Here is a 22,474-nt window from a genome sequence, read left to right on the forward strand (position 1 = left end):
TGTTGCAATGCGGCTCTGCAGCCTTTTGCTCTTTGCTGGCTACTGAGGATAGATGAAGCTCCGCTCATCATCGCACTCTCCACACTCTCCGATAGTTGGCTACCAGACTGACTTTGGTATTGACCTATGTCTAAGTAGTAGTAACAGCTTGTGCTTACCGCCCATAAAAACCAGATGCAAGCACCTGTATTGCATAGAAACTCATGGAATCTTAAGAAATAAAAACACTACTGATACCTAATCTCCAGGGGAGGAGGCAATGAAAAAAAATACAGATTGGTTTAGACGCAATACGCTGTCGTTAGCGGTAGCTACCACCTTATGGGGTGCTGTAGTTGCTCCGGTAACAGCACAAATTGAAGGCGCAACCATAGCGGGAAAAATCATTCAGCAAGCAGCGGCACAATCACCCGCCGGAGTGACAGTAACAGCCACAGACAAAGAACGTGGTAGCAGCAAAACAACGAAAACCCGTGCAGATGGCTCGTACATTTTTGTGGGTTTAAAACCTGGCATCTGGTTAATCAAAGTAGGTGATACCACCACTGAACCGGTAGAACTGCGTTTAGGCCAAAAAGCGACTGTGGATATCTCGCTGGAAGACAGCAGCGACGATAACATTGAACGAATAGCGGTCACTGGTGTGCGGATTGAAAGCTTTGCCGGGGGTGAAGTAGGCACTAACATTACGCCTGAAATGATTGCCCGTTTACCACAGAACAACAGAAACTTTTTAGCCTTCGCCGATATGGCGCCAGGTGTTCAGATGAATACCGACAGTGCAGGCAATATCAGTATCCGTGGTGGCGCTCAGCACCAACGCAACGTCAATGTGTTCTTAGATGGTGTCAGCCAAAAAGACTATGTACTCAAAGGTGGTATTACAGGTCAGGATTCCAGCCGTGGTAACCCTTTCCCACAAAACGCCATTGGCGAATACAAAGTGATTACCCAAAACTACAAAGCCGAATTTGATCAGGTCGGCAGTACAGCTATTACTGCGGTCACCCGCTCTGGTACCAACGAGTTTGAAGGTGACTTTTTTGTGGATTACACCGATCAGGGGTTAAGGGAAGCAGAACCTAATGAACAAAACGGCAAAACCGAATCGCTGACTAAACATGCCGGACTGTTGTTGTCCGGCCCAATAGTGACAGACGAGCTGCACTTTTTACTGTCGTATGAGCGTAAACAAATTCAGGAACCTGTGGATATTCCAGGCGGTGCAGGCGTTAATCTGCTGACCTTACCTGCTGATTTACAGCAACTGTTAGGCCGTGAGACTGCGGGTTTTGAAGAAGACTTATTTTTCGGCAAACTGGACTGGGCTATTAACCAGGATCAGGCGCTGGAAGCATCCATTAAGTTAAGGGACGAAACAGATGTGGCCGATTTTGGCGGCACCAATACCTTAAGTTATGGTGTAAATCGTGAAGTGCATGATCACCGCCTGAATATCAAGCATCTGTATTACATGGACAGTGGTCAGAATGAACTCCGTCTGACCTATGAAGATGCGGCCTGGAATCCTAAACCTTATACCGATGGGCCTGGTGTCGTATTGCAGACTGCAACACGCCAATCGATCTTAAATATGGGCGGAGGTCGTAACTTTCAGGATAAAGGACAAAAAGGCTGGGCCATACAAAATGACTACAGCTGGCTGGATTTAGACTGGAACGGCAATCATGTGGTGAAAGCCGGTATCAAATACAAAAGAATCAAGCTGAATACCCTGCAACAGCAGCCTTATAACCCACAGTACTTCTATAACGTCGAAATCAACGGGCCTGGCCGGTTTGATTATGACCAACCTTACATGGTCGAATGGGGTGTACCTGCGACAGATTCGGTAGGCGGCAATGTCGAAACCAACAATACCCAGTTGGGCTTCTTTATCCAGGACGACTGGGACGTCACAGAGCGCCTGACTCTGAATCCGGGCATCCGCTGGGACTACGAAAAAACACCAAGTTATAAAAACTATCAGACCCCGGACGAACTGGTAACCGCATTGCGCGGCTGGTCGAATCTGAATAATGCCAACTACGCTATCGATAACTACATCAGCACGGGCAAGGAGCGCAGCTATTTTAAAGGTGCATGGCAACCCAGGTTCGGTTTTAGTTATGTGATGGGTGAAGACCGTGATCATACGCTGTTTGGTGGCTATGGCCGCTCTTATGACCGTCAGCAGTTCGACTTTGTGCAGCTGGAGGAAAGTAAAGGCTCCTTTGCTCAGGTTAGTTATTTGTTCAATGGCGACCCGGCCAACCCTTGTGATGCAAATGCCAGCAACTGTACCAACTGGGATCCGTCCTACCTGACTCAGACTGGCCTGAACACTCTGCTATCCAGCATCAATGTCAAAGGTGAACGTTTCCTGCTGCATAACGATTTAAAAATGCCTTACTCCGATCAACTGAGTCTGGGCATGCGCAGCAACTGGGGCGACTGGAATACGGAAGTCAGTATTGCGCATACTCAGTCCAAAGACGGCTTTAACTGGCAACTGGGTAACAGACGCGACAATGGCTCTTTCCTCGCCGACGGCACCAGTTGGGGCCAGCCATGGGCTTTTGGCGTACCAGGCTGGGGCAACCTGATCCTGTCGTCAAACGACGGACAAACCCGCAATAATAACCTCTATCTGAAAATCGATCGGCCGCATCAAGACTTCTGGGGTATGAATCTGGCCTACACCTTCAGCGATGCGGAAGAAAACCGCATTTTCAGTGACGTCTTTGCTTTGGATTATGAACGTGTTTCTGATTATGGCTGGAACAAGTCAGTTGGCGTACCGGATCACCGTATTGTGCTGACCGGTAGTTATGACTTGCCATGGGATATGTTTGCTTCGGCGAAATACACCTGGTCGTCAGCTACCACTCTGGAGTATCTGGACTGTACTCAGGGCGCTAATGACTGCTTCTTCGACCGTGCTGAACCTGAAAAAAGTGATTACCAGCGTTTTGATCTGGCACTCAGCAAGGAGTTTGGCAGTGATTACCTGAGCTCTGGTTCTAAGTTCCGTATTCGTTTCGACATACAGAACCTGTTTAACCAGAATAATTACAGTAACTTTAACTTAAATCCTGACTCGGATCAGTTTGGTTCGCCTAACCCTTTTAACGCCACTAACGGCGGCAAACGTCAGTTGAAATTGTCCGCAGGCTGGAGCTTCTAGTAGAAAAGGTCAGAGTGGTGGAGCAACGCCATCACCTGACCTGTTTTATTTCAACGGAGCAATTTCAGCGAAACAACGCCACTTCTTCAGGTGTTAAATAGCGGTATTCACCTTCAGCTAAATCCGGGTCTAGTGGCAGGTCGCCAATTTGTTCGCGGTGCAACTTTTCGACTTTATTGCCAATAGCGCCAAACATACGTTTCACCTGGTGATAACGACCTTCACTGATCGTCAGCAAGACCTGATGCGGATCGATGATTTCCAGCTTCGCAGGTTTAGTTAAGTCTTTTTCACCACGTAACATAATGCCTGCAGCAAATTCTGCAATGACGGCTTCAGGCACTGGGTCGGCCAGCCATACGCGATAGGTTTTTGGGCAGTGATGTTTAGGCGAACTGATTTTATGTGACCACTGACCATCGTCCGTGATCAACACCATACCTGTCGTATCTAAATCCAGACGGCCTACTGTGTGCAGACGCTCCATCAAAGGTTCTTCCATTAAAGTGAACACCGTATTGTGGTCTGGATCTTCAGTCGAGCAGATATAACCTGCTGGTTTGTGCAGGACTATATAACGCAGGCCAATCAACTGCAGTTGTTCGCCTTCTAAAAACACCTGATCGGATGCTTTGAGTTGCAAGGCCGGCTGTTTGGCCATTTCACCATTCACTGTCACCAGCTTCTGGCGTATTACTTTACCGGCCTGACTACGGGTCAGACCGGTACAATCACAAATAAACTTATCTAAACGCATTTTGAGTTTCCCAACTGTTATGCTTTTAGTGTAACCAGATAAACGACCAGACTCCACTTACTTTGGCTTTGTATCTGCCTTAGCCGACGCAGGCACCTGCACTTCAGACAATTTCTGGTCTTTTAAATGCCAGCGTAAAACTCTGTTGTTATTGGTGTCGGCTATATACAGCTCACCATTAAACACCGCCAGACCACCAGGTTCGTTCAGTTCAGTTCCTAAACTAAGTGTCATCACCTGCTGCTCGTTTAAATCCAGCAATCTGATTTTATGGTTGTAGGTATCAGCCACAGCCAGGGTGTTTTTATCCAGCACCACCACATCTTTATTGTGTTGCAGCAAGGCCCGTTTAAAGCCACCGTCTTTTAAACCAAACTCAAATAAGCCCTGCCCGACTAAAGTTTCTACTTTGTCAGAACTCAGGTCTATTTGTCGTACCGCACTGGCTTCTGCGTCTGCAACCCACAGCTTATTGCTTCTTAAAGCTAAGCCGCTTGGCTGATTAAACGCAGCGTCCTGACGTTTACCATCCAGCAAGGCTTCCTGCCCTGTGCCGGCAAAAGCTTTCAGCTCTGAACTTTTTAAATCCAGAGTCCAGATTTGATGGCTGCCCGCCATAGCGATATACAAGGTGGTGTTATCCAGCGCTAAATCCCATGGCGAACGCAGCGATACTTCAGTTGGTGTTGAGCCCGGCACTAAACGGCCTGACGCCAGTTCGCCGTTGCCTGCAATGGTTGTGACCTGAAAGGTAGTTAAATCTATACGGCGAATAGCATGGTTGCCTGTATCTGCTACATATAAAGCCTTGTCGGTCAGCACTAAACCCTGAGGCGAAGAAAATGCGCTGCTATCGCTATGGCCATCTTTGAGTTCAGCTATGCCAGAGCCTAAACGTTTCACCAGCTTGCCCTGATGATCCAGCAGCACTATTTGGTTGTGCAAAGTATCGCTGATGGCAATATAGCGTTCATCCACAGTGACACTGCCTGGCGCTGCCAGGATAGTAGTTAAGGGGTCCACTAATTTAATCGGCAAAGGTGTCAGGTTGGGTTCACCTTTAAATTCAGCTAGTAGCTGTTCAATCGCTTGGTCCAATACATCATAACGGCCTTCACCTGAGGTTTGCCCCACATACTTGCCATCAGGCCCGATCAGGACAAAAGTAGGCCAGGCGCGCACTGCATAAGAGCGCCACAACTGAAATTCAACATCATTCACCACCGCATGCTGCATACCGTAACGCCGCACTATGGAGGTTAAAGTGCTGAGTTGCTTTTCGTTTTCAAATTTAGGTGAATGCACCGAGATCACAGCCAGCTTATTGCCATACTTCTGTTCCAGCTTGTGTAAGTCGGGGATCACATGAATACAGTTCACGCAACCATAGGTCCAGAAGTCCAGCAACACCACCTTGCCTTTCAGTTGTTGCATGGTTAAAGGTTCAGTCACATTCAGCCAGGGCAAGCCCGCTGGGAACTCAACGCTATTAGTACGGGCCGAAGCTTTAGCCAGGCCAAAGGTTAAACTACAGGTCATGACTAAAATCCAGATGATTAGTTTAAAACGCATTCGTGACTCCTGGTCAGGCAACTCTTCCACTATATAGAACGGTCTTAACATCAATTTCGTTCATTGTTTTAATTAAACAGGCGCTGATTAACCTGAGTTTAACGATAGATTGATGACAGCGGCGGATTTTTGGTTGCTTTTTGCCACGGAATTCCTCTATCTTGCTGCTGCACCAAGGTGTAACTTCTGCGACTTCCAGGCTCATTTTGTCTTACCAATGAGTCAGCAGAGCAACCAAGTCAAAAAAATATAACTAAATAAGAGATAAGCATGACTAACTCTACAACACGCGGCAGCTGGGGTTCGCGTATCGGATTTATTTTAGCGGCAGCAGGCTCTGCAGTGGGCCTTGGCGCAATCTGGAAATTCCCTTATGTTGCTGGCGCCAATGGCGGCGGCGTTTTTTTACTGGTGTACCTGGCCTGTGTTTTTTCTGTAGGTGTAGTGATGCTGCTGGCAGAGATGATGATTGGCCGTACCGCCAAAAAATCAGCCACTTCAGCCTATCGTGCTATGGGCAAAGGCTACTGGCATGTCGCAGGCTGGCTATCTGTACTTGGGGTGTTTTTAATTCTGGGGTTCTACTGTGTGGTAGGGGGCTGGACCATAGCCTATATAGTACAAACCATACAGGGCACAGTGCTGACCACAGACGCCAAAGTATTGAGTGATACTTTTACCCACTTTATTGCGAACCCAACCTCCTCTTTGATTTACACCGCTTTGTTTATGATCATCACCGCAGTGATAGTGATTGCAGGGGTACAGTCTGGTATTGAACGTATTTGTAAGATTCTGATGCCTGCTCTGTTTGCCTTGATGCTGGTGATGGTGTGGCGCAGCCTGACCTTACCTGGTGCCATTGAAGGTGTGATTTATTTTATTACGCCTGATTGGAGCAAACTCAGCATTAAAATGGTGCTGGACGCTTTAGGCTTAGCCGTATTTTCATTGTCTGTAGGCGCAGGTTTAATGGTGGCTTATGGCTCTTATTTAAGCCCTGAAACCAAAGTAGTGAATGCAGGTTTATGGATTGCAGGTTTAGCTACACTAGCCTCTGTGCTGGCAGGACTGATGATTTTACCTGCTGTATTTGCCTTTAATGTCGACCCGGCCGCAGGCCCAGGTTTAACCTTTATCACCATGCCAGCGCTGTTTGCACAAATGGCAGGTGGTCAGGTATTAGCCTTAATTTTCTTTAGCTTGTTACTCTTTGCTGCTGTGACTTCGTCCATTTCTATTCTGGAACCTGTAGTGGCATTCCTGATTGACGAATACGGTATGGGCCGCAAAAAGGCGACTATTCTGGTCGCTTCGGTGAACTATGTGGTGTTAGGTATTCCGGCTGCCTTGTCTTTTGGTGGTGGCATGGAAAGCTTTACTATTTTCGGAAAAACCCCATTTGATGCGATGGACTTTATGGCATCTAATGTGCTGATGCCTTTAGGTGGTATGTTTGCTGCGACTTTTGTTGGCTGGCGGGTATGGCCACAAATTAAAACTATCCTGGCAGGTGAAGTACCAGTTGCTGTGCAAAAAATTTACTGGTTACTGGCCGCTGTGGTTTCTCCGGTGCTGATCGCTATAGTAGCCATCATGACCATTAAAGGCAGTTAAGCACAATACACAGCGGTTTTACTTGCCAAAGCCGCTGTGGCAGTAAAAACTAAGCCCGAGTGATCACTATAAAGTCTGGAATTTTGTTTGCAGAATTCCAGACAAGAACAAGACCCGTCATGTTGTTGCCCGGCCCATTCTGGCTAAAGCAGTAACCAGGCAAGGATTGAAGACCATGATTAAAAAAGACTACGTATGGCCACTGATAGGATTGGCCGCTGTAGCATTTTCTGTCTATGTGCTGGTAGAACAGCTCAAAGATATTTCGTATGACGATGTAGTCCGCAGTTTAGAAGCCATTTCGTTACATGGCTGGCTGATGGCCGGCTTAGCTACTGTATTTGCTTATGTAGCCTTAGCGGGTTACGACAGGCTGGCATTATCTCATCTACGTAAAAAAGTGTCCTGGACCTTTATTTCCGTCGCCTCTTTTACTGCTTATGCCATAGGACACAACCTCGGTGCCTCGGTATTTTCAGGTGCTGTAGTGCGCTACAGAGCTTATCGTTCGCAAGGTTTAACGCCTGCCGAAGTAGGCATTCTGGTTGCATTCTGCTCTTTTACTTTTGCTTTGGGCACTATTGTATTGGCTGGTATTGTGTTGTTGATTGAGCCAGGTTTACCTGCGCTATTTCACAGTGCCTTGCCAGAGTGGGTCGCCTTATTGCTTGGTGGCGCTATGCTATTTCTGGTGGTCCTGTATTTATGGGGCAGCTTTATGAAAAAGCGTTGCATCGATTTGTGGACCATCAAGCTGGAGTACCCACGTTTTTCATTGATCTGCAAACAACTGGTAGTGGCTCCATTGGAGTTATTAGCAGCTGCGGCCATTATTTATTACGCCTTACCTGAACAAAGTAACCCTGGGTATTTTATGGTGCTGGGTATTTTTCTGGCCTCTTTTTCAGCGGCTTTGTTGTCGCATGCCCCTGGTGGCTTAGGAGTGCTGGAAGTGATGTTTTTATTGGCCTTGCCCGATGTAGATCCGGCAGATGTGATAGCCGCTTTATTAGTATTCCGCTTGTTTTATCTGCTGATCCCATTTGCTATTTCGCTGATTTTTGTCGTCTGGTTTGAGCATGATCAGTTATTGAAGAAGTTTAAAAGCAGCAAAAGTTAGAGGATAAAAGGTTGTTAGAATGGATTCTGATTGTGTTGGGCGTAATCATAGCTGGATGCTTTCTTTTGCTGGATGGCTTTAATGCTTACAATCTAATCCAGTTTTTTCGCGGTAAAAAAACACCTGTTGAACACTCTATTGTGCAACATGAAAAGCGCAATGCTGACAAAAAACACTAAGCTCTGTCACCCCGACTAGGATTCGTAATCCGGTAGCTTTTTTGGTTTCTCTGCTTTGGGCTGAAAAGAACTTGGCAAGACTTCAATACCGAGCTTACGGCCTACTTTGATCAGTATTGGAATAGTGATGGGTGCAAAAGGCAAGACAGCAAAAATACTTAATCCTGTGGCGCGTAACACATCCACTAACTGGTGATTGGCAAAACGCATTTCTGCTTGTGTGGCTTTACCCTGCAACGAACGCTGATAAATAATCAGCATGCGTTTGGTTTCATCGGTTTCCTGCGACAAGGCCATTCGAAGCCGAATCATGCTAAAGCGAATACGCGACATACTTTTACGCCGTTGTAACCGCAATACCCGGATCGGAGCTTTGTGCAACCGACTTAACAGATTCATACCCACCTCAGATGCCTATATACCCAATCAACCTGCAGATCCAGCAATGTGAATATTGTAAGGGGCAGGTCTTGTACCCGCCTGTCTATTGACACAGCGGTTCAGATGACTGGCATACACATTATCGGCTGCTTTGATGAGACAAGACAGTGTTATTTTGTAGTAATTAGTCTAAGGCGATGATCTATAAAGCACTGACTAAAAAATTAGGGTTCTTTAAGTTTTCTCTGTGATAAGCCGGGTTCTCAATGCCCTGATACTCAACCTGGGCACCCGCTACTTTGGCGATGACATGACCTGCGCCTGTATCCCACAACATAGTAGGACCAAAACGAGGATATAAATGGGCGCTGCCTTCAGCCACTAAACAAAACTTCAGCGAGCTGCCGACTGCTATCAGCTCATGATGTGGAAAGCGGCTTAAATAGTCTTCAACATCAGCGCTGTAATGACTGCGACTGCCTACTACCTTCACCACCTCACCTGCTGATGGTGTTAATGCAACTCTAATAGTTTCAGTTAAGCCATGCTGTTGTCGGGTCGCCCCTAAACCTTCCGCTGCTGCATAGGTCTTATCCAGCACTGGGGCATGAATAACGCCAAGCACAGGCTCACCTTGTTGAATAAGAGCTATATTCACGGTGAATTCACCGTTACGTTTAATAAATTCTTTGGTGCCATCTAAAGGGTCCACCAGCCAGTATTCAGTCCATTGCTGGCGTTCAGACCAGGGAATATCCGCTGCTTCTTCGGATAACACAGGCACATGGGGTGTTAATTTATTCAGTTCGGCCAAAATCAAATGATGGGCCGCTAAATCAGCTTCGGTTAAAGGCGAGTCATCGTCTTTTTGCTCAACAGCAAAGTCACGCTGATACACAGTTAAAATGGCATCGCCGGCAGCAACAGCTATACGTCGTACTTGCTCCAGTAAATCCTGTGTCAGTTGCAACATTAGCTCAGCACTCCTTTTTCAGTCAGTAAGGCAATCAGTTGATCAACACTTTGCTCCAGACTTTGCTGCGCTGTGTCTATGGTCAAATCCGCTTGCTCCGGTGCTTCATAAGGATCAGAAATCCCAGTGAAGTGACTGATTTCACCACGTCTGGCTTTTTGATACAAACCTTTCACGTCACGCTGTTCACATACATCCAAAGATGTGGCGATATAGATCTCTAAAAACTTACCTTCCGGCAGGCTGCTTTTAATAGCCTGACGCTGTGCGCGGTAAGGTGAAATAAAGGCGCTCAAAACCACCAGACCAGCGTCCAGCATTAAACCCGCCACTGCACCTACCCTGCGGATATTTTCGGTGCGGTCAGCTTCGCTGAAGCCTAAATCAGCACATAAGCCATGACGCACATTGTCGCCGTCCAGCAAATAGCTGTGCACTTTACGTTTTACCAGTTCCTGTTCTAACGCGTTGGCCACTGTGGATTTTCCTGCGCCGCTTAAACCTGTAAACCACAATACAACGCCCTGATGACCGTTTTGTTGCTCACGATCGGCGCGGCTGATTTGATAGTTTTGCCAAACGACCTGACTCATAAAAATTCCTTACAGCGACTGAAAAGGGAAAAACAATGGAATTAACGTCAGCACAGCTATCGAATAGGCCAGCGCCATAGGCAAACCTACTTTGACATACTGACTGAGTTTGTAGTTGCCGACTGTATAAACCAGCAGATTGGTCTGATAACCCCAGGGTGAAATAAAGCTGGCACTGGCACCAAACAATACCGCCATAATCAGCGGCATAGGGTCTATACCAAAAGCCTTGGCCAGACTGATCGCCAAAGGGCAGGCTAAAGCAGCGGCCGCGTTATTCGACATCAATTCGGTTAAGATCAACGTGAAAAAGTACAAAGCAGCTAAAGCCCAGAACAAGTGATAACCGCTGAACACCTGCAGCAAACCTTGCCCCAGCAGTTCAGATACGCCGGTATTTTCCATCGCTTGCGATAACACCAAAGCGCCACCGACAATCAATACTATATCCAAAGGAAAACGACGTCGGACTTCCTGCATACTGATAATGCCAGTCGCCATTAAGCCGATTAAAAGCAGTACTAAGCCTTTGAGCAAGGGCAACTCACCTGTCATCGATAGGCCTACCACTGCAACAAAAGCAGATAACACGCCCCAACTGCGGCGCAAAGATAAACGGGTAGCAGAATCAACGCCGTTCACCAATAAGAATTCTTTATTGAGTTTGCTGTTCTGATGGAAGCTTTTACCAGGTACCAGCAGTAAAGTATCGCCTGTTTGCAGCACTATAGAGCCTAAACCGCCCTGCAAACGTTCTTGTCCACGCTTTACTGCAACTACCACAGCATCAAACTCTTCACGAAATTTGGCGTCTTTCAGTGACACACCGTTGAGGCTCGACGAGTGGCTAATAATAGCTTCCACCAACGCCTGACCATTCATGCTGTGATGGCCATACAAAGTCAGGCCCTGAATTTCCTGCAACAACGCCACAGATTCCATATCACCGGCAAACAGCAATACATCACCTTGCTGCAAGCGATCGTCCGGGCAAACAGGCGCTATATTCTGCTCACCCCGCACTATTTCAGCTAAAAACAATTTACGTAAATGCCGTAACCCGGCTTCACCTATGGTTTTACCAATCAGCACTGAATCTTCACTTAAACGCGCTTCAAGGAAATACGGCAGGTCTGCTTCTTCCACCGCTTTTTCAGTGACTGGCAGCCGGTCAGCGATCAGCCACATCATCAGCATGCCGGACAGCACCACGCCAGCCCCTACTGCTGTAGTGGTGAAAAACTGCAATAAAGGCAATTCAGCTTTGTCTAAAAAGCTGTTGACCACCAGGTTGGTAGAGGTTCCTATCAGCGTGAGAGTGCCGCCAAAAGTGGCAGCAAAAGCCATAGGCAACATCAGCTTGCTGGGTGCAAATTTCTGACTGCGTTTAATAGCACCAATTAAGCTCGCCACTACTGCGGTATTGGCGGTAAAAGACGACAAAACTGCAGTCGAAATCCACAAGCGACCAAGCACAGTGCGTAAGCCGCCGTTGTTAAGCTGCTGGCCCACCCAACTGATCAGTCTGGTTTTTTCCAGTGCTATGGACACCAGCAATAACAACACTAGTGTTAATAACGAGGAGTCGGTAAAGCTGGCGGCAAACTGCTGTACGTTCAAAAAATCTGTCAGATAGGTCAGTACGGCCACTGCACCAAAAACCCAGGCGGCGGAGAGCCGCGTCAGGGTAAGCAAAGCAATAAGCCCTACTAAAATAGCGAATACGCCGTACTGCTCCAGACTCATACTTAGCCTTTGTTCAACTGGCTTAAATCCAGTGCCTGCCAGTGTGGAAAATGTTTACGCACTAAGGTATTCAGTTCCAACTCAAATTCTGAGAATTCTGCTTTACTGCTGACACTGGCCAAAGCGCTGTCGACCATACCTGCACCAACCGTAATATTGCTGATGCGGTCGATAAAGATAAAACCACCTGTGTCGCGGTTTTGCGCATAAGGGTCAAACACCACGGCTTCGGTCAGTTCCAGCTCAACCAGCGCTATGCTGTTGAGCTCAAGCTTGTCGGCCTGATGTTCCGCCAGGGTATTTACATCAATGCTGTGAGCAATAGCTGTGACTTTACCGCTGACCTTTTTTGTCGCCAGTTTGATGTTGTAGCTTTTGCCAATCAGCAGCGGCTCTTCATGCATCCAGACTACTTTGGCCAGAATACGATTCGATACTGCCGCATGATGCACAGCAGGCACTATCACATCACCCCGGCTGATATCGATTTCATCCTTCAGCGTTAGCGTGACCGCCTGACCTGCAACAGCTTCTTGCCATTCGCCATCAAAAGTAACAATAGACTTAATAGTGGAGCCTTTGCCTGAAGGTAACGCCACTATGGCATCACCCACTTTAAAGCTGCCGCTGGCGATAGTACCGGCAAAACCACGGAAGTTTAGATTAGGGCGGCTGACATACTGCACTGGTAAACGGGCTTCGGCTTGCCAGTTAAAACCTGTCACAGGGGCTTTTTCCAGCAGACTTAATAAAGGACCGTCCTGATACCATGGCGTTTGTGTTGAGCTATGCACCACATTGTCGCCATTCAGCGCAGACAACGGCACAAACTGAATCGAAGGCACATTCAGCTGCGCAGCAAATTGCAGATAGTCCTGTTTGATTTGCTCAAAACGCTGCTCATCAAAACCCAATAAATCCATTTTATTGATAGCAACGACAAACTGCTTAATGCCCAGCAAAGAACAAATAAAACTATGGCGGCGAGTTTGGGTTTGTACGCCATAACGGGCGTCGACCAGAATAATAGCCAGGTCGCAGTTCGAGGCGCCTGTCGCCATATTGCGGGTGTACTGTTCATGGCCAGGGGTGTCGGCAATAATAAACTTACGTTTATCTGTGGAGAAATAGCGGTAGGCCACATCTATGGTAATGCCCTGCTCGCGCTCCGCCTGCAAGCCATCGACCAACAAAGCTAAATCTATAGTTTCACCTGTGGTGCCATGGGTTTTGCTGTCTTTATGCAAAGCAGCCAGTTGGTCTTCATAAATCTGCATACTGTCATGCAATAAACGACCGATCAGCGTACTTTTACCGTCGTCGACCGAGCCGCAGGTTAAAAACTTCAGCAGCGATTTATGCTGTTGCTGCTCTAAATACTGCTCAATGCCTACTTGGGCTAATTCATTGGCGACTGACATCAGAAATACCCCTCACGTTTTTTCTTTTCCATAGAACCACTGGAATCGTGGTCAATCACCCGGCCTTGTCGCTCACTGGAGGTCGACAACAGCATCTCTTCAATAATACCTGTCAGGCTATCAGCAGAAGACTCGATAGCACCGGTCAGCGGGTAACAACCTAAAGTACGGAAACGCACCAGCTTTTGCTCTGGTTTTTCACCCGGATTCAGTGGCATACGCTCGTCATCCACCATAATTAGCGTGCCGTTACGTTCAACCACAGGACGCACAGCAGCAAAATACAGTGGCACTATGTCGATTTTTTCCTGATAGATGTATTGCCAGATATCCAGCTCAGTCCAGTTCGACAACGGGAAGACACGAATACTTTCGCCTTTATTCACCTGACCGTTGTAGGTATGCCACAGCTCAGGGCGTTGATTTTTCGGGTCCCACCTGTGGTGTTGGTCGCGGAATGAATAGACCCGCTCTTTGGCACGGGATTTTTCTTCGTCACGGCGCGCACCACCAAAAGCTGCATCAAAACCGTACTGATCCAGTGCTTGTTTTAAGCCCTGAGTTTTCATCACGTCTGTGTGTTTGGAGCTGCCGTAGGTAAATGGATTCATATCCATGGCAACACCTTCCGGATTGATATGCACCAGCAAATCAAAGCCGTATTGTTTCGCCACTTTGTCACGGAACTCGATCATCTCGCGGAATTTCCAGCGGGTATCAACATGCAATAGTGGAAACGGAATTTTGCCCGGATAAAAAGCTTTGCGCGCTAAATGCAGCAGCACAGAGGAATCTTTACCTATGGAATACAACATCACCGGATTATCAAATTCGGCCGCTACTTCGCGGAAAATCTGGATACTTTCAGCTTCTAGTTGTTGTAAATGTGTCAGAGGTTTGACTGGCTGGCCCATAGGGTCTGCTCCCATTAAGTCTGTAAAAAAGAGTTCTAAAATAAAGTCTTTAAATTCTGTTGGTTAAAGGCTGTTGAGCCTGCTGATCAGGCATGTCACCAAACCAGTTTAATTTTTGTTGCAAGGCCACAACCTCACCAATAATCAGCAAAGCGGGTGATTGCACCTGATGCTCTGCCACTAAATTGGCCAGTTGGCTAAGCTGTCCGGTAAATACCCGCTGTTCTGGCCGGGTGCCGTTTTCAATCACAGCCACAGGAATATCTGCAGCACGGCCAGCGGCCAATAGCTGCTGCTGAATATGTTCAACTTTCATCAGGCCCATATAAATCACCAGCGTTTGATTTGGCCTGCTTAAACTATGCCAGTCCGGTTCCACACCATCTTTGCGGCAATGACCAGTGACAAACTGCACGGCCTGGGCATAATCACGGTGCGTTAACGCAATGCCGGCATAAGCAGCGCAACCTGCGGCGGCCGTAATACCTGGCACCACCTGAAACGGAATGTTATGAGGTAACAGCACTTCAATTTCTTCGGCGCCACGGCCAAAAATAAAAGGGTCACCACCTTTTAACCGGCATACTTTTTTACCTGATAAAGCTAAAGAAACCAACAAGTTATTTGTTTCTTCCTGCGCTACCGAATGCGCACCTGCTTTTTTACCTACACAAACCAATTCAGCATCACGGCGCACCAGCTGCATAATAGGCTCTGAGACCAAATAGTCGTACACCACCACATCAGCCTGTTGCATCAGTTGCAATGCTTTTAACGTCAGAAGTTCCGGATCGCCAGGACCAGAACCTACTAAATAGACTTCACCCTGAGTCGGAATCTCCTGCTCTAATAAAGCTTCTAATTGCTGCTGAGCGACATCCAGCCGGTTGGCTTGCACTTCACGCACTATGGAGGAGTCAAATACCCGCTCCCAAAACTGGCGACGACCTGCAAAACCTGAAATCTTTTGTTTTACTTTATCGCGAAAAGAACCCACCAACTGTGCCAGCGGGCCTAAATGGGCTGGCAAAATAGCTTCGAGTTTTTCACGTAAACGCCGCGCCAATACGGGAGCAGTGCCAGCACTGGAAATGGCAATCAGAATAGGGCTGCGGTCGATAATGGCAGGAAAAATAAAACTGCAGTTCGGCTGGTCATCCACAGTATTAACCAGAATATTGCGCGCATCAGCAGCCTCAAACACCGACTGATTGACGGCATCATCATCTGTGGCGGCTATCACCAGCACGTGACCGTCGATATGTTCTGGTGAAAAACGGCTTTCAATTAAAGTCGCTTTGCCTTGTTGCTGCCACTCGACGAATTCATCGGCAAAGTAAGTCGCCACTACAGTTAAACGGGCACCAGCTTTCAGTAAAGTACCGGCCTTACGTAATGCCACATGACCTGCACCCACCAGCAAAACCGGGCGATTTTTCAATTGGGCAAAAATAGGCAAATACTGCAATTGAGGCTCCTGCTGTATAGACAGCACTTTGATACAACTATGCTCTGATTTGGTTAGAGTGAATACCTCAATCAAAGCTTTTTCGTTCGAGCCTGCATATTAGACGTCTAAACGTCTTTTTTACAATAATGGATATCGATCTCTTATAACTAAATGGAATAGAGGGAAAAAAATGGGGTCAGATCACATTAGTTATGCGTAACTAATGTGATCTGACCCCATTTTTAGTGAGTTGTTGTTTTGTACTTGTGGGTCAGAGCCGAGGGCTCTGACCCGAGCTTTGACACACAGCCGCAGTAAAGACCACGTCAGTCGAACTATTCAGAGCAGTTTCAGCACTGTCCTGAATGACTCCAATAATAAAGCCAGTAGCGACTACCTGCATTGCCACTTCATTTGGAATGCCAAATAAGCTACAAGCGAGCGGAATCAGTAACAAAGAACCACCAGCCACACCAGAAGCACCGCAGGCAGAAACCGCAGCCAGCAAGCTTAATAAAATAGCACTGGCAAAATCTACTTCAATGCCCAGGGTATTTACAGTCGCCAATGTCAGCACTGTGATGGTAATAGCGGCACCCGCCATATTGATGGTGGCGCCCAGCGGAATAGATACGCCATAGATTTCTTCGTTGAGTTTCAGTTTTTCACACAATTGTAAATTGACCGGAATATTAGCGGCCGAACTGCGGGTAAAAAAGGCAGTCACACCACTTTCGCGTAAGCAGGTAAACACCAGCGGGTAAGGATTAGAGCCGGTTTTGGCAAACACCAACAAGGGGTTGACTACAAAAGCGATAATAGCCATGGCGCCCAATAACACGGCAATCAACTGGCCATAACTGGCTAAAGCAGCAAAACCTGTGGTCGCTATGGTATCTGCTACTAAACCTAAAATACCAAAAGGTGCCAGACGGATAATAAAGCGCACTAAAGAGGACACACCGTGTGATAAGTCAGAAAACACTAACTTGGTACTTTTGCTGGCATGCTGCAACGCCAGACCTAAGCCAACAGCCCAGGCTAAAACACCAATATAGTTACCGGTAATTAAGGCGTTAATAGGGTTATCTACTACTTTCAGCAGCAAAGCTTTTAATACTTCGCTGATACCTTCAGGGGCTGCAATCATTTCAGGCACAGCGGTCAGCACCAGAGTCGTTGGAAACATAAAGCTCAGTAATACAGCCACTACTGCAGCTAAAAAAGTACCAAACAGATACAACACCAACACAGGTTTGATGCTCGAGCCTTCAGAAGCTTGTTTATTGGCTATGGCAGAAGCCACCAACACAAAAACCAGCAAAGGCGCTATAGCTTTTAAAGCGTTGACAAATAAAGTACCTAACAAAGATAAATTTTTTGCCAGCTCTGGCGACACAAGGGCCACCAGCACACCTAATAAAATGCCAATAATAATTTGTGGCACTAAGCCGAGTTGCAGAAGTTTTTGCCATGAGCGGGATGCGGTGGATGTCATTCGGATTCTCTGTTGCTTTGCTGTGGTGCGCGCCACAGTTGTAGGAATAAGTGCCCGATTTTGCCCTGAATCTGCTGGCGGAGCAAGTCTGAACAGTCACCACATACATTCACTTTTGTGTAACATCTGGCTTTAAATTCGTATAAACAGATGTTAGTTTGTTAAAAACACTCAATAGATTCGAACACTATGCATTTGACCAGAATTGCCTTGCTGTTGGCTGCGCTAACGACCCAAAGCTGTGTGATGCAAACTACAGATCCACAGATCCAGGCCAGCTTACTGCCGCCAACTACATCTATTGAGCTGTTTCAGCCACCAGCCGATCTACCAGAACTGGAGCAGCTTTTTTATCTGAATGATAAACAGCAGCAGGATTTTTTGAGTTATTTCCATAGTGCAGCACAAGCGGCTCACCCGGCAGAGCAACGGCTGTACAACTTTCTGCAAAATAAACTGATGTACTTTAATTACGAAGGGGCCAATTACCCAGCTCAGGTTGCCATGGAGCAGTTCAGAGGCAATTGCATGACGCTGGCACTACTGACTTCTGCGCTGGCACAGTTGGTGAACATAGAGGTGGGTTACAAAGTAATTTATCAGGAACCTCTTATTGACTACAAAGATAATATCTTTATCAGTTCCAATCATATCCGCACCTATTTATACAAAGAAGCTGCCCCGCCCCAAAAAGGAAAAATGGTGCTGCAAAGAGCGGCTCTGGTTATAGACTATTTCCCGGAAAACTCTGATTTCGTTGGAGAAAACATCAGCTCAGCGCGTTTTCACGCCATGCTATACAACAATCTTGCTGCTGATGCTCTGCTACAGGGCGACAGTGACAAAGCTTTTTTTCTGAGTCAAAAAGCACTGCAACAGGATCAGACCTACACCCCGGCAGTGAATATGGTTGCATTGATGTATCACCGGAAAAAAGCCTTTGCTGAAGCACTGCAGTGGTTTGATTATGGCATGCAACTTCAGGACAACCAGATCACCTTACTGACCAATTACCGCGACTTGGCCGCGAAAACAGACAACCAGCAGTTACTGGAAAAAATTAATCAGCAAATTATGAGTCACGATGATGACAATCCTTATGCCTGGCTGGCTTTAGCCATAGATGCAGAGCGTAACCAGCAGTTCAGTCATGCCAAACTCTACTATAAAAAATTACTGGAAAAAGCACCTTATCTGCACAATGCTAACCTGGCGCTTATTCGGCTGTACCTGCAGGAGCAAAACTTCAGAGCGGCACAAAAACTGGTGGAGCAGGCGATACACTATGCTTATGAACCAGAGCGGCTGAAGTTGTATAACACCAAGCTGGCCGCATTAAAGCAGCACAGGAAAACCATGCAGCAACGCCCTTAACAAGAGTGTGTTACTCAGCATGACTGCTGATAATTTGCCGCAATATCCATTGCCGGTCCGGTGCGTCCGCCGGAGGTTCTGCGATAATCACTTCGCTGACTTCCAACTGATACACCTGACCAGGTTGGTAGTCAAAGCCAACAATATCGCCATACAGCAGTTGCCAGTCTTCATTGGGGTTGTAACGAACTTGCAAACATTCGGTAGGCCCTACCGCCATACATTCACGTTTTTCAGCGGCCACCCATAGGATCAGTGTAGCTTCAGTGTTCTCAGTCAGAACCGGGGGATAGACACCGGATTCATTTGGTGTCTTTACAGCAACCTGAGGTTCAGCAGATCGTGTCGATTCAGTACAGCCGGTTACAGTGAAAAACATCAGTGCACCGAGCAAAGTAGGTAACACCAGCCATTTGCTTAACATAAGTATCGTCCCTAATTTAATGTTTCATTCAGTCTATCGAACAAAAATGGACAGAAACTGAACAGCATATCCTTATGCGTGTTTAGAACTAAACTCCAGCTCTGGCAGTCTGGGCAACAACAAGTTTTGCCAATACAACGCAGGGGCCGGGCGGCCAAATAAATAGCCTTGCATCAGCTGGCAGCCCAGGCTTTGCAGAAAACGGCGCTGTATATCGTTTTCTACCCCTTCGGCCACTATATTCAGATTTAAGGCTTTGGCCAGTTGAATAGTGGTATGCAAAATACGCACAGTGCGGCTGTCCTGAGGAATACAGCTGACAAAACGTCGGTCTATTTTGATGGTATCGGCAGGACAATCCACCAACTGGCTTAAGGATGAATGACCAGTACCAAAATCGTCGATGGAAATACTAAAACCATACTGATGAAGCGCTTTTAAACGTTTGTGTAATAAAGGTTGTTGCACCGCTATATTGGTTTCGGTGATCTCTAACTGCAGGTAGCGGGTTAACCAGGGATGATCGGCACTGTGGCTCATCAACTCAGCAAAAAAACTGTCGTCCAGAAGCTCAGGTCCGCCCAGATTAATAGCAATAGGGTATAACAAGCCCTGCTGTTGCCAGCTTTGCAAAATGCTGACACTTTGTTGCAGCACTAAACGGGAAAACATCGTCATCAGACCATGGCGTTCTGCCATCAGCACAAAACTGTCCGGAGCTATGGCCTCTCCATCAATAAACCAGCGGCTTAAGGCTTCAAAACTCTGAATCTTTCCTTGCGGGTCAACCTTAGGTTGTAACCAGAGTTCCAGCTGCTTTTGCCGTATCGCGTCGCGAAACGCATTCAGCAGTTGATAATCCTGTTCCAGTTGCCGGGCTTGTTGCTGATCATAAAAACTAACGGCCTGGCCTGGGCTGGATAACTCTAAAGCCAATTCACATTGTTCAATTAACTGCTGAGCATTCTGGTTGTCACGCCGCTCAGTAAAACTAACGCCAAACTGATAACTCATACGCGCTGTGTAAGGCCCCACTGTCAGCTCAACCGGCAATTGACTGGCAATAGCTTCAGCCAACTGCTTTGGATCCAGCACATTGAGATCGCCTTTTAACCAGAGCGCAAACTTCACGCCCCTTACTCTGGCCAAGACTGCATCAGAGGGCAAAGCGGCTTTCGCTACTTTTGAGAAATGTTGTAATAACTGGCTGCCAAATTCATAACCATACTGCTGATTCAGGGTTTTGACATGACGCAAGCGGATAATAGCCACCAGTGCAAACTCATGAGGCGCTAACTGCTCTTGCTTGTAGTTCACCAGTTCGGTAAAACCAGCCACATTAGGTAAACAGGTTAAACCGTCATAATGCAGCCAGCTGTCCTGCGCTTTCTGGCTTTGTTTTAATTGCTGCTGCAACTGGCGTAGAGCGCTGATTTCCTGCAGGCTCACCACATGATGGCCCGATCGGGTCAACATGACATGCTTCAAAACCAGACTGGACTCAGGCCGACTTTTTAAATTACATTCCACTTTGCCTTTCAGCCAATGGCCTTGCAACTGACTGTCCTGCACAAAGTTCAGCAAAGACAATAAATTAGCTGGTTGTTCAGCCTCCAGCCCCAACAGCTGGGACGCCAGGCTATTGCATTTAATGATGTCGCCTGAAGCTGTTACCAGCACAGTGGCAGAACCATTATGTTCAAACAATTCTTCGTAATAATCATGGCTTTGTGCCAGATGTTGATTCAGCTCTGTCAGTTGCACAGCACTACGTTTTAAGGTGCTGAACACACGGGCGGCAGCCAAAGGCAGGCACACATTAAAAAACAAAAACAATAAGCCATGCAAATAACTGTGACTGGCAGGCAAGGTAATAGACCAACCCAGCAGATGACCCGGAGCCTGGTTTTGTAGCAGATAGATAAAAGGAATAAAATTCAGCGCCATAAAGACTAAAGCAGTTCTGAAGCCAAAAAACATCAGACTGATCATCGGCAAGGTGTAAATAAAAATGATGCCAAGTTTGCCCAGCTCAAAGTTATCCACCAGTACTAAAATACAGAGCCCGGCCAGTACTACTATGGCCAGCAAAGCAGCGGCACTGAATTTGACATAACGGCTGGAAATAAACAGAGTTGAAACTAATGCCAGGTAAAAAGAAACGGTGATAGCTATCACATGATAAGCGCCCATTTGCCAGGCCTGCCAGGAGCTGTGTAGCACGATCGCAAACACCAGACAAAGCCCTGACAGCACAATAATACGCAGCACACTTTGTTGCCAGAACGCACTATCAGCGCTGCCTAAATCCTGAGCCCTCAGCCGTAAAAAACGACCTAACCACTCCACATGCCGATCCCCCATTCCATTGATCAGGCCTGCTCAGGCTCTGATGTCACCGGCCTCTAGCAGGCTTTTCAACCGGACGAATGTAATGGTTAGGCTTGTTAACTACAAGTTATTTTTATTCACTTAAGGGACAAAGTCGATAATTGGTATTATTTGGCCGTTCAATGGCGGCGGACTAGATGCCGTCGCCATCCAGGTGAATACCGCATTCACGGCCAAAGCCGTTAAAACGGGTGTCTTCTTCTGTCATGCCCAGTTCGAGTTTACGGGTGGAATGCACGTCTCCCACAGAGACATAACCTTGCTCCCATAAAGGGTGGTAAGGCAAGTCGTGTTGTTTTAGATAATAAAACACGTCTTTATTGGTCCACTCGATAATAGGCTGCACTTTCACAGTGCCACGGCTGATGTCGATAATATCTTTATCAGCGCGGGTGCTAGACTGACTGCGACGTAAACCACTGAACCAGGTGCCTACATTCAGCTCTTTTAAAGCGCGCTGTAAAGGCTCTACTTTATTCATATGGTTGTATTGTTTAATACCAGCTTCGTTTTCCCATAACTTACCAAAACGGGCTTCCTGCCAGGCCGGGCTTAAGTGAGCCCGGTACACTTTCAGATTCAGTTGCAACCGCTCTTTCAGCTCGTCAATAAACTGATAAGTTTCAGGGAATAAATAGCCGGTGTCAGTTAACACCACCGGAATATCAGGCCGTTCACTGGTCACCAGATGCAACATCACAGCAGATTGAATACCAAAGCTGGAGCTTAAGATCTGCTGATCCGGCAAATGATCCAGTGCCCATTTCACCCGTTCGGCTGGCGTTAAAGGCAACAACAGCTGATTGGCTTCCGCCAGCAGTTGTTGCTGTTGTTCTGTATCCAGCTGTAACAGCTGTTTATACTGACTCATAATCTG

At 47.1% G+C, this 22,474-nt stretch carries 18 protein-coding genes; 5 read left to right on the forward strand and 13 right to left on the reverse strand.

Going from position 1 to position 22,474, the window contains the following annotated elements; translation table 11 throughout:
• Positions 1 to 259 precede the first annotated feature (259 nt).
• Entirely contained in the window at positions 260 to 3,187 is a 2,928-nt protein-coding gene (locus P3C17_RS08425; protein ID WP_300929007.1) for a TonB-dependent receptor, read from the forward strand.
• 64 nt (positions 3,188 to 3,251) lie between these two features.
• Here P3C17_RS08425 and rsuA read toward each other — a convergent pair whose 3' ends face one another.
• Together rsuA and P3C17_RS08435 are read right to left on the reverse strand one after the other, a co-directional pair.
• A complete protein-coding gene (rsuA, locus tag P3C17_RS08430) occupies positions 3,252 to 3,944 on the reverse strand; it encodes a 16S rRNA pseudouridine(516) synthase RsuA (protein ID WP_300929008.1) in 693 nt (230 codons plus the stop codon).
• Positions 3,945 to 4,001: 57 nt separating this feature from the next.
• Positions 4,002 to 5,516 (reverse strand): thioredoxin-like domain-containing protein, encoded by a 1,515-nt coding sequence (locus P3C17_RS08435; RefSeq protein WP_300929009.1) that lies wholly within the window; start codon positions 5,514 to 5,516, stop codon positions 4,002 to 4,004.
• Positions 5,517 to 5,786: 270 nt separating this feature from the next.
• Here P3C17_RS08435 and P3C17_RS08440 point away from each other — a divergent pair, with 270 nt between their 5' ends.
• The 3 genes from P3C17_RS08440 (at position 5,787) to P3C17_RS08450 (ending at position 8,432) form a co-directional block, all read left to right on the forward strand.
• On the forward strand, positions 5,787 to 7,133 hold the full coding sequence (locus tag P3C17_RS08440; protein ID WP_300929010.1) for a sodium-dependent transporter: 1,347 nt from the start codon (positions 5,787 to 5,789) through the stop codon (positions 7,131 to 7,133).
• A 175-nt stretch (positions 7,134 to 7,308) separates the two neighbouring features.
• On the forward strand, positions 7,309 to 8,253 hold the full coding sequence (locus P3C17_RS08445) for a lysylphosphatidylglycerol synthase domain-containing protein (RefSeq protein WP_300929011.1): 945 nt from the start codon (positions 7,309 to 7,311) through the stop codon (positions 8,251 to 8,253).
• Between the two features lie 11 nt (positions 8,254 to 8,264).
• Positions 8,265 to 8,432 carry a hypothetical protein gene (locus P3C17_RS08450; RefSeq protein ID WP_300929012.1) on the forward strand — a complete coding sequence of 56 codons (168 nt, stop codon included), beginning with the start codon at positions 8,265 to 8,267 and terminating at the stop codon, positions 8,430 to 8,432.
• A gap of 15 nt (positions 8,433 to 8,447) precedes the next feature.
• Here the strand turns inward: P3C17_RS08450 and P3C17_RS08455 are convergent, their stop codons facing one another.
• From P3C17_RS08455 to sstT, 8 genes are all read right to left on the reverse strand, one after another.
• A complete protein-coding gene (locus P3C17_RS08455; protein WP_300929013.1) occupies positions 8,448 to 8,831 on the reverse strand; it encodes a hypothetical protein in 384 nt (127 codons plus the stop codon).
• A 184-nt stretch (positions 8,832 to 9,015) separates the two neighbouring features.
• The gene (gene cysQ / locus P3C17_RS08460) at positions 9,016 to 9,786 is read right to left on the reverse strand and encodes a 3'(2'),5'-bisphosphate nucleotidase CysQ (protein ID WP_300929014.1); all 771 of its coding nucleotides are present in this window, start codon (positions 9,784 to 9,786) and stop codon (positions 9,016 to 9,018) included.
• Complete coding sequence (gene cysC / locus P3C17_RS08465; RefSeq protein ID WP_300929015.1) at positions 9,786 to 10,379, reverse strand: adenylyl-sulfate kinase; 594 nt, start codon at positions 10,377 to 10,379, stop codon at positions 9,786 to 9,788. The genes cysQ and cysC overlap by 1 nt, the downstream gene beginning before the upstream one ends.
• 9 nt (positions 10,380 to 10,388) lie before the next feature.
• Positions 10,389 to 12,125: an SLC13 family permease gene (locus tag P3C17_RS08470; protein ID WP_300929016.1), complete on the reverse strand. Its 1,737-nt coding sequence runs from the start codon at positions 12,123 to 12,125 to the stop codon at positions 10,389 to 10,391.
• A gap of 2 nt (positions 12,126 to 12,127) precedes the next feature.
• Entirely contained in the window at positions 12,128 to 13,546 is a 1,419-nt protein-coding gene (gene cysN, locus P3C17_RS08475) for a sulfate adenylyltransferase subunit CysN (protein WP_300929017.1), read from the reverse strand.
• Positions 13,546 to 14,460 (reverse strand): sulfate adenylyltransferase subunit CysD, encoded by a 915-nt coding sequence (gene cysD / locus P3C17_RS08480; protein ID WP_300929018.1) that lies wholly within the window; start codon positions 14,458 to 14,460, stop codon positions 13,546 to 13,548. The genes cysN and cysD overlap by 1 nt, the downstream gene beginning before the upstream one ends.
• 49 nt (positions 14,461 to 14,509) lie before the next feature.
• The gene (gene cysG / locus P3C17_RS08485; protein WP_300929019.1) at positions 14,510 to 15,928 is read right to left on the reverse strand and encodes a siroheme synthase CysG; all 1,419 of its coding nucleotides are present in this window, start codon (positions 15,926 to 15,928) and stop codon (positions 14,510 to 14,512) included.
• A gap of 253 nt (positions 15,929 to 16,181) precedes the next feature.
• Positions 16,182 to 17,408 carry a serine/threonine transporter SstT gene (sstT, locus tag P3C17_RS08490; protein ID WP_300929020.1) on the reverse strand — a complete coding sequence of 409 codons (1,227 nt, stop codon included), beginning with the start codon at positions 17,406 to 17,408 and terminating at the stop codon, positions 16,182 to 16,184.
• 189 nt (positions 17,409 to 17,597) lie between these two features.
• Between sstT and P3C17_RS08495 the strand changes: the two genes are divergently transcribed.
• Positions 17,598 to 18,782 carry a hypothetical protein gene (locus P3C17_RS08495; RefSeq protein ID WP_300929021.1) on the forward strand — a complete coding sequence of 395 codons (1,185 nt, stop codon included), beginning with the start codon at positions 17,598 to 17,600 and terminating at the stop codon, positions 18,780 to 18,782.
• A gap of 10 nt (positions 18,783 to 18,792) precedes the next feature.
• Here P3C17_RS08495 and P3C17_RS08500 read toward each other — a convergent pair whose 3' ends face one another.
• The 3 genes from P3C17_RS08500 to P3C17_RS08510 form a co-directional block, all read right to left on the reverse strand.
• The gene (locus P3C17_RS08500) at positions 18,793 to 19,206 is read right to left on the reverse strand and encodes a DUF4377 domain-containing protein (RefSeq protein WP_300929022.1); all 414 of its coding nucleotides are present in this window, start codon (positions 19,204 to 19,206) and stop codon (positions 18,793 to 18,795) included.
• Positions 19,207 to 19,278: 72 nt separating this feature from the next.
• A complete protein-coding gene (locus P3C17_RS08505; protein WP_300929023.1) occupies positions 19,279 to 21,555 on the reverse strand; it encodes an EAL domain-containing protein in 2,277 nt (758 codons plus the stop codon).
• Between the two features lie 175 nt (positions 21,556 to 21,730).
• Positions 21,731 to 22,468: a phosphoadenylyl-sulfate reductase gene (locus P3C17_RS08510; RefSeq protein ID WP_300929024.1), complete on the reverse strand. Its 738-nt coding sequence runs from the start codon at positions 22,466 to 22,468 to the stop codon at positions 21,731 to 21,733.
• Positions 22,469 to 22,474: the final 6 nt, after the last annotated feature.

The sequence above is a fragment of the Rheinheimera sp. 1928-s genome (assembly GCF_029269265.1).
Classification (GTDB): Bacteria; Pseudomonadota; Gammaproteobacteria; order Enterobacterales; family Alteromonadaceae; genus Pararheinheimera.

Excerpts from the sequence above, each read along its gene's own strand:
- P3C17_RS08425 (WP_300929007.1), top strand. The coding sequence starts at position 260 with ATGAAAAAAAATACAGATTGGTTTAGACGCAATACGCTGTCGTTAGCG.
- rsuA (WP_300929008.1), bottom strand. The coding sequence starts at position 3,944 with ATGCGTTTAGATAAGTTTATTTGTGATTGTACCGGTCTGACCCGTAGT.
- P3C17_RS08435 (WP_300929009.1), bottom strand. The coding sequence starts at position 5,516 with ATGCGTTTTAAACTAATCATCTGGATTTTAGTCATGACCTGTAGTTTA.
- P3C17_RS08440 (WP_300929010.1), top strand. The coding sequence starts at position 5,787 with ATGACTAACTCTACAACACGCGGCAGCTGGGGTTCGCGTATCGGATTT.
- P3C17_RS08445 (WP_300929011.1), top strand. The coding sequence starts at position 7,309 with ATGATTAAAAAAGACTACGTATGGCCACTGATAGGATTGGCCGCTGTA.
- P3C17_RS08455 (WP_300929013.1), bottom strand. The coding sequence starts at position 8,831 with ATGAATCTGTTAAGTCGGTTGCACAAAGCTCCGATCCGGGTATTGCGG.
- cysQ (WP_300929014.1), bottom strand. The coding sequence starts at position 9,786 with ATGTTGCAACTGACACAGGATTTACTGGAGCAAGTACGACGTATAGCT.
- cysC (WP_300929015.1), bottom strand. The coding sequence starts at position 10,379 with ATGAGTCAGGTCGTTTGGCAAAACTATCAAATCAGCCGCGCCGATCGT.
- P3C17_RS08470 (WP_300929016.1), bottom strand. The coding sequence starts at position 12,125 with ATGAGTCTGGAGCAGTACGGCGTATTCGCTATTTTAGTAGGGCTTATT.
- cysN (WP_300929017.1), bottom strand. The coding sequence starts at position 13,546 with ATGTCAGTCGCCAATGAATTAGCCCAAGTAGGCATTGAGCAGTATTTA.
- cysD (WP_300929018.1), bottom strand. The coding sequence starts at position 14,460 with ATGGGCCAGCCAGTCAAACCTCTGACACATTTACAACAACTAGAAGCT.
- sstT (WP_300929020.1), bottom strand. The coding sequence starts at position 17,408 with ATGACATCCACCGCATCCCGCTCATGGCAAAAACTTCTGCAACTCGGC.
- P3C17_RS08495 (WP_300929021.1), top strand. The coding sequence starts at position 17,598 with ATGCATTTGACCAGAATTGCCTTGCTGTTGGCTGCGCTAACGACCCAA.
- P3C17_RS08500 (WP_300929022.1), bottom strand. The coding sequence starts at position 19,206 with ATGTTAAGCAAATGGCTGGTGTTACCTACTTTGCTCGGTGCACTGATG.
- P3C17_RS08510 (WP_300929024.1), bottom strand. The coding sequence starts at position 22,468 with ATGAGTCAGTATAAACAGCTGTTACAGCTGGATACAGAACAACAGCAA.